The sequence below is a fragment of the Williamsia sp. D3 genome, from assembly GCF_000506245.1.
Taxonomy (GTDB): domain Bacteria; phylum Actinomycetota; class Actinomycetes; order Mycobacteriales; family Mycobacteriaceae; genus Williamsia; species Williamsia muralis.
Window position 1 is genome coordinate 25,635 of record NZ_AYTE01000018.1, and the last position, 16,039, is coordinate 41,673.

9 protein-coding genes and 1 pseudogene are annotated in these 16,039 nt (G+C 65.3%); 3 read left to right on the forward strand and 7 right to left on the reverse strand.

Translation table 11 applies throughout. The features are described 5' to 3' along the window. Positions 1-225 precede the first annotated feature (225 nt). Positions 226-1,407, forward strand: a complete 1,182-nt coding sequence (locus tag W823_RS41955) for an NADP-dependent malic enzyme (RefSeq protein ID WP_023957813.1) — start codon at positions 226-228, stop codon at positions 1,405-1,407. Continuing rightward, positions 1,404-2,282 (forward strand): glycine betaine ABC transporter substrate-binding protein, encoded by an 879-nt coding sequence (locus tag W823_RS41960; protein ID WP_023957815.1) that lies wholly within the window; start codon positions 1,404-1,406, stop codon positions 2,280-2,282. The genes W823_RS41955 and W823_RS41960 overlap by 4 nt, the downstream gene beginning before the upstream one ends. Here W823_RS41960 and W823_RS41965 read toward each other — a convergent pair. The 3 genes from W823_RS41965 to W823_RS41975 are packed head-to-tail and all read right to left on the reverse strand — an operon-like array spanning position 2,238 to position 5,581. Next, complete coding sequence (locus tag W823_RS41965; protein WP_023957817.1) at positions 2,238-3,179, reverse strand: alpha/beta hydrolase; 942 nt, start codon at positions 3,177-3,179, stop codon at positions 2,238-2,240. The genes W823_RS41960 and W823_RS41965 overlap by 45 nt on opposite strands. Before the next feature lie 12 nt (positions 3,180-3,191). Then, positions 3,192-4,055, reverse strand: a complete 864-nt coding sequence (locus W823_RS41970; protein ID WP_023957819.1) for an SDR family oxidoreductase — start codon at positions 4,053-4,055, stop codon at positions 3,192-3,194. Beyond that, on the reverse strand, positions 4,052-5,581 hold the full coding sequence (locus W823_RS41975) for an NAD(P)/FAD-dependent oxidoreductase (protein WP_038253090.1): 1,530 nt from the start codon (positions 5,579-5,581) through the stop codon (positions 4,052-4,054). Before W823_RS41975 ends, W823_RS41970 begins: the two co-directional genes overlap by 4 nt. Before the next feature lie 91 nt (positions 5,582-5,672). On the opposite strand from W823_RS41975, the gene W823_RS41980 reads away from it, so the two are divergent. Beyond that, positions 5,673-6,284 (forward strand): TetR/AcrR family transcriptional regulator, encoded by a 612-nt coding sequence (locus W823_RS41980; RefSeq protein WP_235189515.1) that lies wholly within the window; start codon positions 5,673-5,675, stop codon positions 6,282-6,284. 68 nt (positions 6,285-6,352) lie between these two features. Here W823_RS41980 and W823_RS41985 read toward each other — a convergent pair whose 3' ends face one another. The 4 genes and pseudogenes from W823_RS41985 to W823_RS42000 form a co-directional block, all read right to left on the reverse strand. Continuing rightward, a complete protein-coding gene (locus tag W823_RS41985) occupies positions 6,353-10,228 on the reverse strand; it encodes a multifunctional oxoglutarate decarboxylase/oxoglutarate dehydrogenase thiamine pyrophosphate-binding subunit/dihydrolipoyllysine-residue succinyltransferase subunit (protein ID WP_023957826.1) in 3,876 nt (1,291 codons plus the stop codon). A 137-nt stretch (positions 10,229-10,365) separates the two neighbouring features. Further along, positions 10,366-14,186 (reverse strand): annotated as a pseudogene (locus tag W823_RS41990) (ABC transporter ATP-binding protein). After that, positions 14,183-14,935, reverse strand: a complete 753-nt coding sequence (locus W823_RS41995) for a hypothetical protein (RefSeq protein WP_023957828.1) — start codon at positions 14,933-14,935, stop codon at positions 14,183-14,185. Before W823_RS41995 ends, W823_RS41990 begins: the two are co-directional and overlap by 4 nt. Positions 14,936-14,938: 3 nt before the next feature. Then, positions 14,939-15,991 (reverse strand): glutathione S-transferase family protein, encoded by a 1,053-nt coding sequence (locus W823_RS42000; protein WP_023957829.1) that lies wholly within the window; start codon positions 15,989-15,991, stop codon positions 14,939-14,941. Positions 15,992-16,039 lie beyond the last annotated feature (48 nt).

The following is a 16,039-nucleotide window of genomic DNA, read 5'->3' on the forward strand; positions in this document are numbered from 1 at the left end:
AAGTCCACGGGGGATGCTACGCCCGGAACCGTGGCGCCCGCCGATTCCGGCGGCTGTGCAGGCCCGGGCGGCGGGATTGCGTCTGGATCATCGGTGCTGGTTGATGTCGAATCGGTGGAGTGCGGGCTGCGAACACGTCACGACCACCCGAGACAACCTCACGACTACCAGGTATGGCCGTGAGAGCTTTTGGGTTGAAGTAGCGTGATCGGCGTGACTGACCTGATGGGCAGTGAACTGCCCGCCCCCGACGCCGACGCATCGACAATCACCCGCGACGAGATCTTCGCCGGCCATGAGGGTGGCAAATTGTCGGTGAGTATCACCTCGCCGCTCGACACCAAGCGTGCTCTGTCGATCGCCTACACACCCGGCGTCGCCGAGGTGTCCCGGGCCATCGCGGCCGACCCCGAACTGGCCCGGCGCTACACCTGGACCAATCGTCTCGTCGCGGTGGTCAGCGACGGCAGTGCGGTGCTGGGGCTCGGGGACATCGGTCCGAGCGCCTCACTGCCCGTCATGGAGGGCAAGTCGGCGCTGTTCAAGAACTTTGCCGGGCTCGACTCGATCCCCCTGGTGCTTAGTACCAAGGACCCCGACGAGATCGTCGAGACGCTGATCCGCCTGCGGCACTCCTTCGGTGCGGTGAACCTGGAGGACATCTCGGCACCGCGGTGTTTCGAGATCGAGAAGCGGGTGATCGAAGCCCTTGACTGTCCGGTCATGCACGACGATCAGCACGGCACCGCCATCGTGGTGCTCGCCGCGCTGAAGGCGGCGACCAAGCTGCTGAAGAAAGACCGCAGCACCCTCAAGATCGTCATCTCGGGGTGCGGCGCCGCCGGCGTGGCCTGCGCGAACATCCTGCTCGCCGACGGCATCGCCGACGTCACGGTGATCGACAGCAAGGGCATCGTGCACAGTGGCCGCGACAACCTGCACGACGTGAAGGTCGACATGGCCGGGCGCACCAACCCCGACGGCCGGATCGGATCGTTGTCGGACGCCCTCGTCGATGCCGATGTGTTCCTGGGGGTGAGTGCCGGAAAGGTGCCCGAGGAGGCCCTCGCGACGATGAACTCCGACGCGATCATCTTCGCCCTGTCCAATCCTGACCCCGAGGTCCATCCCGATGTTGCGCGCAAGTACGCGGCAGTGGTCGCCACGGGTCGCAGTGACTTCCCGAACCAGATCAACAATGTGCTGGCCTTCCCCGGAGTGTTCCGTGGAGCGCTCGACGCGGGCGCACGACGCATCACCGAGGAAATGAAGTTGGCCGCCGCCGACGCGATCGTCGAGGTCCTCGGCGATGACCTGTCCGCAGAGATGATCGTGCCGAGTCCGCTGGACCCCCGAGTGGCACCTGCGGTCGCCGACGCGGTTGCCAGGGTGGCCACGCAAGAGTGAATTCCGCTCTGCTGCAACACATCCGACGAGGTCTGCCGGTCCTGGTGGTGGCCTGCGCGCTGATGGTCGCCGGTTGTTCGGACCCGGGACCCGCGCCGCAGGAGCTGGTGATGGGGTCGACGGCCGATACGCCGAGTCGAGTTGCCACAGCCATCTATGCGGGAGCTCTTCGCGGGGCAGGGGCGGCGGTCTCGGACGACCATCCGGTGGCCGACTACAGTGGCCTGCTCGACCAGATGGACAACCGCACAGTGGATCTGTTCCCGGCGTGGTCCGGAGAATTGCTGGCACAGCTCGATCCGGGGGCATCGGGACGCACCTCGGAGGACGTCTACAACCAGCTCAATCAGGCACTACCGCAGGGTGTCTCGGCGGGCGATGCCACCACCGTGCAGAACAAGCCGCTGGTGTTCGTGTCCAGTGACCTCGCCGCCACGGCCGACATCGATGAACTCGCAGAGTGCGCCGCACTCCCGGCAGGGCTGCCTCTGGTCACCGTGGAGGAACCGGCGCCAGAGACGGTCAGCGACTTGGCCGGGGCGGGATGCGCCTTCGGTCCCGCTCGGGTGTTGGACGCGCAGGCGGCGGTCACGGAAGTGGCCGCGGGCCGCGCCGCAGGGTTGTTCTCGGCATTGGGTGTGGTGGCCGACGACGCCGGACTCCAGGGTCTCGACGACGGCAACGATGCGATGCGGGCGCAGGACCTGGTCCCGATCTTCCGCACCGCTGCCCTCAGCCGCACGTTGTTCCGTGCGATGAACAAGGTTGCGGGCGAGTTGACCACCGCCGACCTGACCACCATGGCGGCCGAGGTCGACGGTGGTGCGGAGCTATCCGGCGTTGCGACCCGCTGGCTCGGTGAGCACAGCCTGTGAGTACCGCAGCCGATCACTGAGGAATCGACCCAGGTCGTCAACTGCGGCGGCAGCCTCGGTCACCAGCGGTGCCGCGGTGTGCGCCACGTGCCACAGCGGACCGAGATCGGATGCGGTGACGTCGACCCCTGCCTCACGCAGGGACGCGACGAATTCGGTGACCTGCTCGAGCAACAGTTCACGCTGACCGATCTGGACCAGGGTGGGCGGCAGCCCCTCCAAAGGTCCGACGGCCGGCGCATACCGGGGATCGGTGGGATCACCGTCTCCGAGGTAGGCGGCTGCGCCCTGACGCGACCACTCGAGGTTCACGACGATGTCGGTGCCGAGATCCTCCGACACCCCAGCAGGGTTCACCCATGGTGAGATCAGACCGAGCGCAGCGGGAGTGACCCCGTGCTCGTCGATCAATACCCGCGCAGTGGCCACGCTGAGCCCGCCGCCGGCCGAATCGCCCGCGATCGCCACGGACTCGGGACTGTATCCGCGTTCGAGCAGGGCGAGGTAGGCGGCAACCGAGTCATCGACCGCGGCGGGCATCGGATGCTCGGGTGCAAGCCGGTAGTCGAGGGCATAGACCTCGGCGCCTGCGGCCCGCGCGAGCGTGGTGGTCAGTGCCCGGTGGGTGGTCGGGGACCCGACGATGTAGGCACCGCCGTGCAGATACAGCACCGCCCGACCGTGTTCGGTGGCCCCGACACTGACCCGCTCGGCAGACCGATCACCCAGGGTCACCGACCGGATCACCGAGTGAGGCACCTTCGGCAGCAGCAACGTACTCATCTCCAGCATCTTGCGCTGGGTCTGCGGCGACCATCGCGAATTGAGGGTGAGGGCGAACAGCGGCCGGAAGATGAGTTCACCGGCCGGGACCGACAGAAATGGTTTCAGTTCCATGATCGTCAGGGGTCAGAGGAGCGGAGACGTGGAGGTCACGGGCGACGGGTCCGCCTTCGGCAGCAACCTGACCGCCAGCTTGCTGTTGACGATCTCGTACATGGATCCGCCGGCGCGAACCAGCAGATCGAGCACCTTGGCGTCGGCGCCGACGAGAACCCGTGGACGGTTGCGCTCGATCGCCTTGATGATGATCTCCGCGGCCCGTGCCGAGGTGGTGCGGGCCAGCTTCTTGTCGAACAACTCGGCGGTGTTCTTCTGGTCGTGCCCTTCGGACACGGTGGCGTTGCGGGCGATCGCGGTCTTGATGCCACCGGGATGGACGCAGGTGACGTTGACCGGATGTCCGGCGATCCGCATCTCTTGATACAGCGATTCGGTGAAGCCGCGGACCGCGAACTTCGCCGCGTTGTACGCACTTTGACCCGGCATGGCCAGGATGCCGAACAACGACGAGGTGTTCACGACATGCCCGTCGCCCGATGCGATCAGGTACGGCAGGAACGCTTTGGTCCCGTTCACCACGCCCCAGTAGTCCACGTCCATCACGCGTTCGTACTGCTTGAACTCGGTCAGCTCGACTTCACCGTGATGGGCGATGCCGGCGTTGTTGATGACGAGGTTGACCTTGCCGAAATGCTGGGCGACATCATCCGCGTAGGTGAGGACGGCTTCGCGTTCGGCAACATTGAGCAGCTGCGAATGTACTTCGGCGCCTTGCTCTTTGAGCATGCGCTCGGTCTCTTCGAGACCGGCGGGATTGACGTCCGAGATGGCGACCTTGGCGCCCTTGGCTGCGAGTTGGAGTGCCAGGTCGCGGCCCATGCCCGAACCGGCGCCGGTCACCACGGCCACTTTGCCCCTGAAGTCCTTCATGACGTCACCGCTTCTTTCAGTGTGTTGGTCGTGCCATCGCCATCGCCTTCCGCGGGAGCGATCGCGGCTGCGGTCGAGGTGTCGTACGCAGCCAGGTCGAACTTACGGGTCAGGCGCCGGTAGTTGAAGGTGAATCCGGGCCACAGCGTGGTGATGTTGCCGAACTTGTCCTTGTACCAGCTCGCGCAGCCGCCGGTTTCCCAGACACTCGTCTTGAGATTCTTCTGGATCGTGGCGTTGTAATCGTGCTGTGCGTCGGCCCGCACCTCCACCCGGGAGATGCCGTACTCGCGGGACAGTTTGAAGTAGTCGACAAGGTAGTTGAGCTGGGACTCGATCATGTAGACCATCGAGGTGTGGCCCAGCCCGGTGGACGGTCCCACCATCAGGAACATGTTGGGGAAGCCGTTGACGGTCGAACCCTTGTAGGCGTTCATCCCCTCGGCCTCCCAGACCTGGGCGAGGCTGCGCCCGTCCTTGCCGATGATGTGCTCGAACGTGGGGGAGTCGGTCACGTGGAAGCCGGTCGCGATGACGATGGCGTCGACTTCGCGGCTCACGCCATCGGCAGTGATGATGCCGCTGGTGGTGACTTCCTTGATCGGGTCGGTGACCAACTCGACGTTGGACTGGTTCAGCGCCGGGTAGTAGGTGTTCGACAACAGGATCCGCTTGCAGCCGACCTTCCAGTTCGGGGTGACCTTCGCCCGAAGCGCGGGGTCGGAGATACCGCGAGCGATGTTCTGCTTGCCGATGATCTTCGCGGGTGCCAGGACGTTGGGCTGGTGGGTGAGGCCGAACGAGACCAATTCGTGCGAGGCGTAGATGCTCGCGCGCACCGCACGCTGGAATCCGGGGATGTTCTTGAACGCCCAGTTCTCCTTGGCGGAGTAGGGCCGGTCGGCACGCGGCAGCACCCAGGGGGCAGTGCGCTGGTAGACGTCGAGTCGCCCGACCTTCTTGGCCAGCTCGGGGATGATCTGGATGGCCGAGGCGCCGGTCCCGATCACTGCTACGCGCTTACCGGCCAGGTCGTAGTCGTGGTTCCATCGTGCCGAGTGGAAGATCTCGCCGGTGAAGCTCTCGATGCCGGTGACGTCGGGGAGCTTGGGCTCGCAGAGGGGGCCGATCCCGCCGATGAGGAACTCGGCCTGCCACTGACCCTTGTCGGTGTCGATCACCCAGTGGCCGGCCTTCTCGTCCCAGGCGGTCTTGATGACCTCGGTGTTCCACTGGGTCCGCGACCCCAGGTCGTACTTGTCGGCGACGCCGTTGATGTACTTGTGGATCTCGGGCTGCTGCGAGAAGGAGCGGCTCCACGAGGGGTTGAGCGCAAATGAGTAGGAGTACAGGTGCGAGGGGACGTCGCATGCCGCACCGGGATAGGTGTTGTCGCGCCAGGTACCACCGAAATTGCTGCCGCGGTCGAGGATGACGAAGTCGTCGAAACCGTTCTGCTGCAGCTTGACGGCAGCACCCAATCCGGAAAAGCCTGCGCCGATGATGGCGATCTTTACAACGTTCATGGGTACGAACATACCGCCTATTGACGAGCTGTCAATAGCGGAACGGCGAGCACGGCCCGACTATTGACGAAGAGTCAGTACTATCGGACGCGTGACGACCGCTCGGCGAACCCGGATGAGCCCACAGGCACGGCGTGATCAGCTGATCAGCCACGGCCTGCGGATGCTCGACAACCGCGCGCTCGACCAGGTATCCGTCGAGGAGGTCGCCGAGGCAGCGGGCGTGTCGCGGGCTCTGCTCTTCCACTATTTCGAGTCGAAGCAGGACTTCCTGGTGGCACTGACCACGGAGCAGAGCAGGCGGATGCTCGCGCGAACCGAACCCGATCTGAGTCTCGGCGATCCGATCGAGATCGCCCGGGCATCGCTGGCCCAGTACATCGACTACGTGTCGGCGAACCGTTCGGCTTATCTCGCGATCTTGCAGGGGAGCGGTGCCTCGGATCCGGCGATGCGTGAGGTCGCCGAGCACACCCGGACCGTGATGGCCGAACGGGTGTTGTCGCTGGCCGAGCTACTGGATCTGACGCGCACACCGCTGATCGAACTCGCCGTACACGGCTGGGTCACTTTCACCGAGCAGGTGACCGTTCGGTGGTTGCAAGATTCAGCCGGCGTGGACCGCGACGCCCTCGTCGAATTGATCACCCGCGCACTGCCGCTCATCGCGACACTGGCAGCAGCCACCCCCACCACCCAATGATGGGGCCTTTTGGCGAGTAAAGCCCAGGTGGACTTCGCCAAAAGGCCCCATCATCGGGGTATGACCGGTCAGCCGAAGGCGGTGTCGATGATCTCCTGCTGCTCGACAGCGTGCACCTTCGACGAACCCGACGACGGGGCCGACATCGCCCGTCGCGAGACCCGACGCAGGCCGTTGAAGAACTCGGGCAGCATCTCGGGGAGCGTTAGACCGAAGAAGGGCCACGGACCCTGGTTGGCCGGCTCTTCCTGGACCCAGAAGATCTCTTCCATGCTGGTGTAGCGGCTCAGTGCCGAGCGCAAACGCTTGTGCGGCACCGGGTAGAGCTGCTCGATACGGACGATCGCGACATCGTCACGCTTGTCCTTGGCCTTGCGTGCGGCCAGTTCGTAGTACAACTTGCCCGACACCAGCAGCACCCGCCGGACCTTCTCGCGTTCGGCATCGGAGGTGAAGGCCGGATCGTCGATGACCGACTGGAAACGACCTTCGGTGAACTCCGACACCGGCGACACCGCAGCCTTGTTCCGCAGCATCGACTTCGGGGTGAAGACGACGAGCGGGCGGCTGATGCCATCGAGCACATGGCGACGCAGCAGGTGGAAGTAGCTTGCGGGAGTCGACGGTAGGGCCACGGTCATCGAGCCCTCTGCGCACAGCTGCAGGAACCGCTCGATACGTCCCGACGTGTGGTCGGGACCCTGACCCTCGTGACCGTGCGGCAGCAGCAGCACCACGTCGGAGGTCTGACCCCACTTGGCCTCACCCGACGAGATGAACTCGTCGATGATCGACTGAGCGCCGTTCACGAAGTCACCGAACTGGGCTTCCCACAGCACAAGGGCATCGGGATGACCGACCGAGTATCCGTATTCGAAGCCGACCACCGCATATTCGCTGAGTGCGGAGTCGTAGGCGAGGAATCGGCCCGGCTTGTCCGGGTTGGTCTCGGCGACCGTACGCAGCGGTGTGTACTCCTCGCCGGTCTCCCGGTCGATCAGTACCGAGTGACGCTGGGTGAAGGTGCCTCGGCGGGAGTCCTGACCGGACAGCCGCACGGTGCGGCCCTCTTCGACCAGTGAACCGAATGCGAGCAGCTCACCGAACGCCCAGTCGACATCGCCGTTACGCGACATCTCGTAGCGCTTCTTGAGCACGGGCTGAACACGCTGGTGCACGGTGAAACCCTCGGGCACGTTGATGAACGCGTCGCCGATCCGTTCCATCGTCTCTTTGCTGATGGCGGTGTCCAGCTTCACCGGTGCCTGCTGGTCGGCCTCGACCGACGGGCTCGGTGCAGCCTGGTACTTCTCCAACTCACGGACCTCGTTGAAGACCCGTTCGAGCTGACCCTGGTAGTCGCGCAGGGCGTCTTCGGCTTCCTTGGTGGAGATGTCGCCACGGCCGATGAGCGCTTCGGTGTAGCTCTTGCGCACCGACCGCTTGGTGTCGATGACGTCGTACATCGCCGGCTGGGTCATCGAGGGATCATCACCCTCGTTGTGGCCGCGGCGGCGGTAGCAGACCAGGTCGATGACAACGTCCTTGTTGAACGCCTGCCGGTAGTCGACGGCCAGCTTGGCCACCCACACACATGCTTCGGGATCGTCGCCGTTCACGTGGAAGATCGGCGCGCCGATCATTTTCGCGACATCGGTGCAGTATTCCGACGACCGCGATGCCTCCGGGGCGGTGGTGAAACCGACCTGGTTGTTCACCACGATGTGGATGGTGCCGCCGGTGCGGTAACCCCGCAGCATGGCGAGGTTCAGCGTCTCGGCGACCACACCCTGGCCTGCGAACGCGGCATCGCCGTGCAACATCAGCGGCAGCACGGTGAACGCGCCGTCGCCCTTGTCGTGCAGGTCCTGCTTGGCCCGCACCAGACCTTCGAGGACCGGGTCGACGGCCTCGAGGTGAGACGGGTTGGCGGTGAGGGAGACGTTGATCTCGTTGTCGCCGAACATCTGGTAGTACTTGCCCTCGGCGCCGAGGTGGTACTTGACGTCGCCCGAGCCGTGCGCCTGCGACGGGTTCAGGTTGCCCTCGAACTCGGTGAAGATCTTCGAGTACGGCTTGCCGACGATGTTCGCGAGCACATTGAGCCGGCCACGGTGGGGCATGCCCACAACTACTTCGTCGAGGCCGTATTCGGCGCTCTGATCGATCACGCCGTCCATCATCGGGATGACTGCCTCGGCACCCTCGAGCGAGAAGCGTTTCTGTCCGACGTACTTGGTCTGCAGGAACGTCTCGAATGCCTCGGCTGCGTTGAGCTTGGAGAGGATGTACTTCTGCTCCGCGACGGGTGGTTTGACGTGCTTGATCTCCACCCGTTCCTGCAGCCACTGTTGCTGCTCGGGCTCGAGGATGTGGGTGTACTCGACACCGACATGCCGGCAGTAGGAGTCGCGCAGGATCGACAGGACATCGCGCAACTTCATCTTGTTCTCGCCGTGGAACCCACCGACGTTGAAGCTGCGATCGAGATCCCAGAGCGTCAGATCGTAGGTCAGCACGTTGAGGTCGGGGTGAGCCGACCGTGCGTCCGAATCGATCATCAGAGGGTCGATGTCGGCCATCAGATGGCCACGGTTGCGGTATGCCGCAATCAGTTCCAGTACGCGGGCGTTCTTGTCGACGGCGCCCTCTGGGATGTCGCGACGCCAGCGGATCGGCTCGTACGGGATGTGGAGCGTGGTGAAGATCTGGTCGAAGAACTCGTCCGACAGCAGCAACTGATGGATGGTGCGAAGGAAGTCACCCGACTCCGCGCCCTGGATGATGCGGTGGTCATACGTGGACGTCAGCGTCATCAGTTTTCCGACGCCGAGCGCCGAGATCTGCTCGTCGGAGGCGCCCTGGAACTCGGCCGGGTACTCCATCGCGCCCGCGCCCACGATCGCACCCTGGCCCTTCATCAACCGCGGCACCGAGTGGACCGTGCCGATGGTTCCGGGGTTGGTGAGCGAAATCGTCACGCCCGCAAAATCTTCGGCGGTCAGCTTGCCCTCGCGAGCCCGCCTGACGATGTCTTCGTAAGCCGCGTGGAACTGGGCGAAGTTCATGGTCTCGCAACGTTTGATCGCCGCGACCACAAGCGTGCGGGAACCGTCTTTGCCGGGCAGGTCGATCGCCAGGCCGAGGTTGGTGTGCGCCGGGGTCACCACGTTCGGCTTGCCGTCGACCTCTTCGAAGTGGCGGTTCAAGTTCGGGAACGACTTGATCGCCTGGACGATCGCGTACCCGAGGATGTGGGTGAACGACACCTTGCCGCCACGGGTGCGGGCGAGGTGGTTGTTGATGACCACCCGGTTGTCGATCATCAGTTTGGCGGGCACCGCGCGAACGCTGGTGGCCGTCGGAATCTGCAGCGAGGCCGCCATGTTCTTGGCAACAGCGGCAGCGGCACCACGCAGGACCTTGTTGCTGGCCTCGGTCGGTGCATCGGCTGCTGCCGGCGCAGACTTCTTCGCCGGGGAGTCCTTCTTGGTGGGGGCGTCCTTGCGGGGGGCCGGCGCTGACTTCTTGGCCGCCGGTGCGGCATCCTTGCTCACCGACTCCGCGGACTTGTCGGTGGTCGACTCGGCCGAGGTGGTGGTCGACGACGAGGCGTCCCTGCTGTGCTCGGACTGGCCGGCAGCGGCCTTGCTCGCCGGAGTCGGGTCGACAGCGGGCTTGGCCGCGGATCCGTTGGCGGAGGACTTGGGGGCAGCAGAGCCGTTCGATGAGGCGCCGGCCTTCGGCTGTGACCCAGCAGTCGCCTTCGACGCCGACTTCGGCGGGGATTTCGCCTCCTCGGACCCATTACCCTCTGCGCCATAACTCTTCAGGAAGTCATGCCAACTCGGGTCCACCGAGCTCGGGTCTTCTTTGAAGCGCTGGTACATTTCCTCAACCAGCCACTCGTTCTGTCCGAAGTCTGAAATCGAACTGCTGCTCACGGCAGTATCTCGCCTCAATTCCCTTTACGTATCCATGTCGAGTCCCGCGCCAGGGGCCGTCTCCGCCGCTATCACGCCGCCCGGAACTCCGTTCGAAGTATCCAGGTCTAAAGGTTAGTCCCCGAGTGCCGCCGAAGCTATGCCGGTCGGTTGCCGCCGTGTCCGGCTGTCGGTTCGCTCGCCTCGTCCGGCGTGATACCCGCCGTCCACAGGGCGCGATACCTTCCGTCCAACGCCAGGAGCTCGTCATGTGTTCCGAGCTCCACGATCTGCCCGCCGGCGACCACGGCGATGCGGTCTGCTCGCGCCGCGGTCGCCAGTCGATGCGCGACGATCACCGAGCTCCGTGATCCGGTGAGGTGCCGGCCGGCTGCCATCACCCGTCGTTCGGTGGCCTGATCGAGCGTGGCGGTCGCCTCGTCGAGCAGCAGGAGGTCGGGGTCCACCAGTTCGGCACGGGCGAGCGCGATGAGCTGTCGCTGACCGGAGGACAGTCCTTGCCCCCGCTCACCGATCGGATGGTTCATGGCACCCGGCAGCGCCGCGATCATCGACAACGCTCCCACCGCGCGAGCCGCCGCGACGATCTGCTCGTGGTCGGCGTCTGGTCTGCCATAGGCGATGTTGTCGGCGACGGTGCCGGTGAACAGGTGGGGTTCCTGCGGGACCACGCCCAGTCGGGAGCGGTAGTACGACAACCGGAAGCCCCGGATGTCGGTGCCGTCCATCCGCACCGATCCGCTTGTCGGGTCGTAGAACCGGGCGAGGAGCTTGACGATGGTCGACTTGCCCGCGCCGGTCTCACCCACCAGGGCCAGCGAGGTGCCGGCGGGTAGATCGACGACCACTCCGCCGAGCGCATCGGTTGTCGACCCGGGATAGCGGAACCCGACCTCTCGCAGTTCGGCGTGCCCGGTGAATCCGTTCTCCGGTGTCGCCACGGCGAGTTCGGGCACACCATCGGGACAGCGCACGCTACTGCGGGTGGCGAGCAGATCGGAGATCCGGCGGAGGCCGACCAGCGCCTGTTGGTACCCGTCGAAGACCTGCGAGAGCTGCTGGACCGGACCGAACAGCATGCCGAGATACAGGACGAACGCGACGAGGGTGCCCGCACTGGTGCTGCCGCCGGCAACCTGGTGGGCGCCGAAGGCGATCACTCCCGCGGTCGCGAGGTCGGACATCAGGGTGATGAAGGGGAAGAAGATCGAGATCGCCTGCTGGGACACCATGCGGGCCCGAACGTACGCCGCAGCCCGTGCCGAGAACTGCGCCATCGCGAAGCCGTCGTGCGAGTAGGCCTGGGTGGTGCGCACGCCGCCGACGTTCTCCTGGAAGTCGGCGTTGACCTCGCTGACCAATTCCCGTGAGCGGGTGTAGGCGCGCGACGAGATCCGGCGGAACACGATCGTCGCCACGATGATCGGCGGGAACACCACCAGCATCAGCAGTCCGAGAGAGGCGTCGGTGATGATGAGGCAACCGCCACACCGACCACTGTGAGGGTGCTGACGATCGCGGTCGACAGACCCGTCTGTAGGAACGTCGACAGCGCATCGACGTCGGTGGTCATGCGCGTCATGATCCGCCCGGACAGTTCGCGCTCGTAGTAGTCCAGGCCGAGTCGCTGCAGGTGCGCGTAACTCCGCACGCGCAGTGCATAGAGGACGCGCTCGCCGGCGCGGGAGGTGATCACGGTCATCACGGCGGTAGCCGCGAATCCGATCGCAACGGCGACCAGACCTGCGCCGGCTGCGAACCACAGATGACTCGACCGGTCGGACGTGGCGCCGTCGATGCCGTAGCGGGCGATTGTCGGGAAGGCCAGACCCACCAGGGTGTCGATGGATATGCACAGCACGACCAACGCCAGCAACCAGCGAACCGGGCGCAGCAACTGACGAAGTGAGAAGTCGGGCCGATCGGTGCGGATGTTGTTGTCGTCGACGTCCGGTGACTCGTCGGCCGGGGGGAGCGCCTGCACCGCTTCGAAGAGTTTCGGGGTCGGAGCCATCGCACCGAGCGCGCCGGCCATCCCGCCACCGCCGCGAGAACCCATCGTCGCCGGTGCCGCGACCTTGCGCAGCCGTGGCTCGGGATCGGGTGCTTCGCTCGGCCAGAGCTCATCGACCGCCACCGGCTGATCGGCGGCGAGTTCCTCGTCGAGGTCGTCGTCGCGGACATCCGTGCTCATCAGTGAGCGGAAGAGGGCACAGCGAGCGTTGAGTTCGGCCTCGGTACCGACGTCGATGATGCGGCCTCCGTCGAGAACGGCGACACGATCGGCAAGGGTCAGGGTGGACCGGCGATGGGCCAGGATCAACATGGTCCGCGTGGAGGTGCGCAGATGAGTGAAGATGTCCGCCTCGGTCCGCGCGTCAACCGCAGAGGTCGCGTCGTCGAGGATCAGTACGCGGGGGTCGGCATAGAGCGCGCGGGCCAGTGCGATGCGCTGGCGTTGTCCGCCCGACAGTGTCAGTCCTCGTTCTCCGACGATGGTCCGGTATCCGTGTTCGAGTGCGGTCACGAAACCGTGTGCGCCGGCTCGTTCGGCGGCCGAGATGATGCCCGACGGCAGCGGTGGCTTTTCGTCGGTGGTGCTGTCGAATTTGCCGACGTGGGCGTTCGGGGCGATGTTGGCGGCAACGGTGTCCGAGTAGAGGAAGGCCTCGTCGAAGACCACGCCGACCGTCGACCGGAGTTCCTGTGTCTCCACCGTGGAGATGTCGAAACTGCCGTGGCTGTTCGACAATTCGATCGTGCCGGCCTGGGGCCGGTAGAAGCGGTCGGCGAGTAGGGCGAGGGTCGATTTGCCCGAGCCGGGCGGACCGACGACGGCCACGACCTCACCGGGGGCGATGTGGAGGTCGACCCCGTTCAGCACGGGTGTTCGGGCTCCCGGGTAGGTGAAGGTGACGTTGTTCAGCGCCAGTCCGAGGGCATCACCGGGAAGGGTGCCGCGCGCGGACAGAGCGGGATCGGGTGGTTCGTCGATCACCTGGTACACGCGCTCGACGGCGGCCCGCGCGAGTTGCGCCGACACCAGCAGTGAGGTGAGGAGCCGGGCGAGTCCGGTCATCGTGGTGACGTAGGTGGCGAACGCGAGGAAGGTGCCGACCGTGATCGAGCCCTGCATCGTCAGGTACCCGCCCAGGGCGATGATCGCGACCATCCCCAGCTGCGGCACGGCCGCGAGCGACGGCGCGAAACGTGCGTTGATCTTCGCCGACCGCAGGCGCATGGAGTACAGCCGACGGCCAAGGCCCACGAGCTCGTCGACAGCCCGATCCTCCTGACCGAAGCCCTTGACGACCCGGACGCCGGTCACCGTCTCCTCTACGTGCTGGGCGAGGTCGGCGGCCGATTGTTGCGCGGACCAGGTGGCGGCGAACAGGCGTTTGCGACTGTTGAAGGCGATGGCCGACACGGCCGGGATGACCAGCAGGGCAACCACTGTGAGCAAGGGTGACAGGTAGAACATCACCCCGATGGCGAGAACCACCTGCACCATCGCGCCGAGCGAGAGGGGCACCATAGCGAGGAGGCCCTGCACCAGCTGCAAATCGGTGATGCTGCGCGACACCACCTGCCCGGTGCGGATCTGATCCTGAGCCGCACCGTCGAGGCGGAGCACGCTGTTCAAGATCGACAACCGCAGCGCATTCTGCACGTTGAGCGATAGTCGTCCAGCGGTCAGGCGGCGACCGTACTGGCATCCGAATCGGACAAATGCCAGCGCCACCATGACCCCGGCGATCGCAGCGATCGAGTAACCGTGCTCGGCGGCCCCGGTGGCTTCATCGATCGCGGCCTTGGTCAGCAGGGGGATCGTGAGGTCGATCAGCAGCGCGAGGCCGGTGACAGCGAGGACGATGACAACCAGTCTGCGGTGACGCAGACATTCCCGGGTCAGCCGCCGGATCCACCCGGGTCGAACGTCTTCTGGCGGAGCCGTCAACTAGGGGACGGCCCGTCGTATGGCGCGATGATGTGGGGACGATTCGACGGCCATTCCCTGGGAGCAGGGCCGAAGACCTTGCGCGAGTTGTTGATGATGATCTTGCCGAGTGTGCGGTTGCCGACGCCTCCGATGATCGCGCCGAGGCCGGCGGGAAGGAGTTTGCCGGCCGCCAACGGCAACTTCTGGAGGGTGTACTTGCGCAGGTAGCGTTTGACCAACCGCTGATTGAGTGTGCGCATGACCGGTGCCGGTATGACGCCACCGAGCGCGCGGCCCATGGTTCCGCCGGACTTCGCGCCGAGGGAGTCACGCACCACAGCCAGCCCCGACTCACCGAGCGCCACCGTCAGCACGAGGGCTTTGCGGCGTTCGCGGTCGTCGATCGGGATGCCGTGCACATCGGCGATGGCCAGCGACAGGAGTGCCGATGCCTCGATGAAGAAGGCCGTCTCGGCACCCAGGGATGCCAGGGACATCACGGTGCCCACGCCCGGAAACGCAGCCGCGGCGCCGACCGCTCCGCCAGATCCGGTGACAGCCATCAGGAAGCGCTGTTCGAGCCGGGCGATGATCTGTGCCGGTGACTCGTAGGGGTGTTCTTGACGCAGGTGGTTGACGTACTTCGCGACGGCGGGTGCCTGCAGGTGCTGCGCCTGACCGACCAGGGCGTCCAGGATGCCCTCCGGTTTGCGTCCGGCCCCCACGATCTGTCCATCGCCGATGGACGACAGCTGCTTTTTGGCCATGGGTCAGGCTCCTTGTCCGGCGGGAACCACTTCGCCGTCGATGGGCGGCGGTGGCGGGGTGCCGTCGCCGAACGGTCGACCGCCGAGTTCTTCACGGTGATGGGCGGTGCGCCAGCCGGACAGATCCGGTCCCTTGGGCACGATCTTCGTGGGATTGATGTCCTCGTGAACGATGTAGTAGTGCTGTTTGATCTGGGTGAAGTCGACGGTGTCGCCGAATCCGGGGGTCTGGAACAGGTCGCGCGCGTACGCCCAGAGCACGGGCATCTCACTCAGTTTGGACCGATTGCACTTGAAGTGTCCGTGGTAGACGGGGTCGAATCTGACCAGGGTGGTGAACAGGCGCACGTCCGCTTCGGTGATGGTGTCGCCCACCAGGTAACGCTGCTCGCGTAGCCGGTCGGAGAGCTGGTCGAGACGTGTGAACAGACGATCGTAGGCGGTTTCGTAGGCGTCCTGACTGCCGGCGAAGCCGCACCGGTACACGCCGTTGTTGACGTCTTTGAAGACGACGTCGATGACCTCGTCGATCTCGCCGCGCAGATGTTCGGGGTAGAGGTCAGGAGCCCCGTCCCGGTGGTGGTCGACCCACTCGGTGGAGAAGTCGAGGGTCATCTGGCGGAACTCGTTGGTGACCACGGCGCCGGTGGGGATGTCGACGATGGCCGGGACGGTGATTCCCCGCGGGTAGTCCGGGTATCGCGTCAGGTAGGCGTCTTTCAGGCGCGGGATCTTCAGGACCGGGTCGAGTCCGTCGGGGTCGAGGTCGAAGGTCCAGCTGTCCGAGTCATGGGTCGGGCCACACAGGCCCATCGACAGCACCGACTCCAGACCCAGCAGTCGGCGCACGATGATCGCCCGGTTCGCCCAGGGGCATGCGCGGGCGACGATCAGCCGGTACCGGCCGGGCTCGACCTTGAATGTCTCGCCCGCGGGTCCGACGCCATCACGCGTGATGCGGTTGTCGATGTATCGGGTGTCCCGCACGAACTCTTCACCGGTGGTCACGTAGGTGCCGGGGGTGTCGTGCGCTGAGTGTGTCGACTCGGTGCTCATCGTTTCCAGGGTAGCCGTTGATCAGGGCTGGGCAGACGGACTTCGGAG

Excerpts from the sequence above, each read along its gene's own strand:
- W823_RS42000 (WP_023957829.1), bottom strand. The coding sequence starts at position 15,991 with ATGAGCACCGAGTCGACACACTCAGCGCACGACACCCCCGGCACCTAC.
- W823_RS41975 (WP_038253090.1), bottom strand. The coding sequence starts at position 5,581 with ATGAACGTTGTAAAGATCGCCATCATCGGCGCAGGCTTTTCCGGATTG.
- W823_RS41965 (WP_023957817.1), bottom strand. The coding sequence starts at position 3,179 with ATGGAACTGAAACCATTTCTGTCGGTCCCGGCCGGTGAACTCATCTTC.
- W823_RS41995 (WP_023957828.1), bottom strand. The coding sequence starts at position 14,935 with ATGGCCAAAAAGCAGCTGTCGTCCATCGGCGATGGACAGATCGTGGGG.
- W823_RS41955 (WP_023957813.1), top strand. The coding sequence starts at position 226 with ATGGGCAGTGAACTGCCCGCCCCCGACGCCGACGCATCGACAATCACC.
- W823_RS41970 (WP_023957819.1), bottom strand. The coding sequence starts at position 4,055 with ATGAAGGACTTCAGGGGCAAAGTGGCCGTGGTGACCGGCGCCGGTTCG.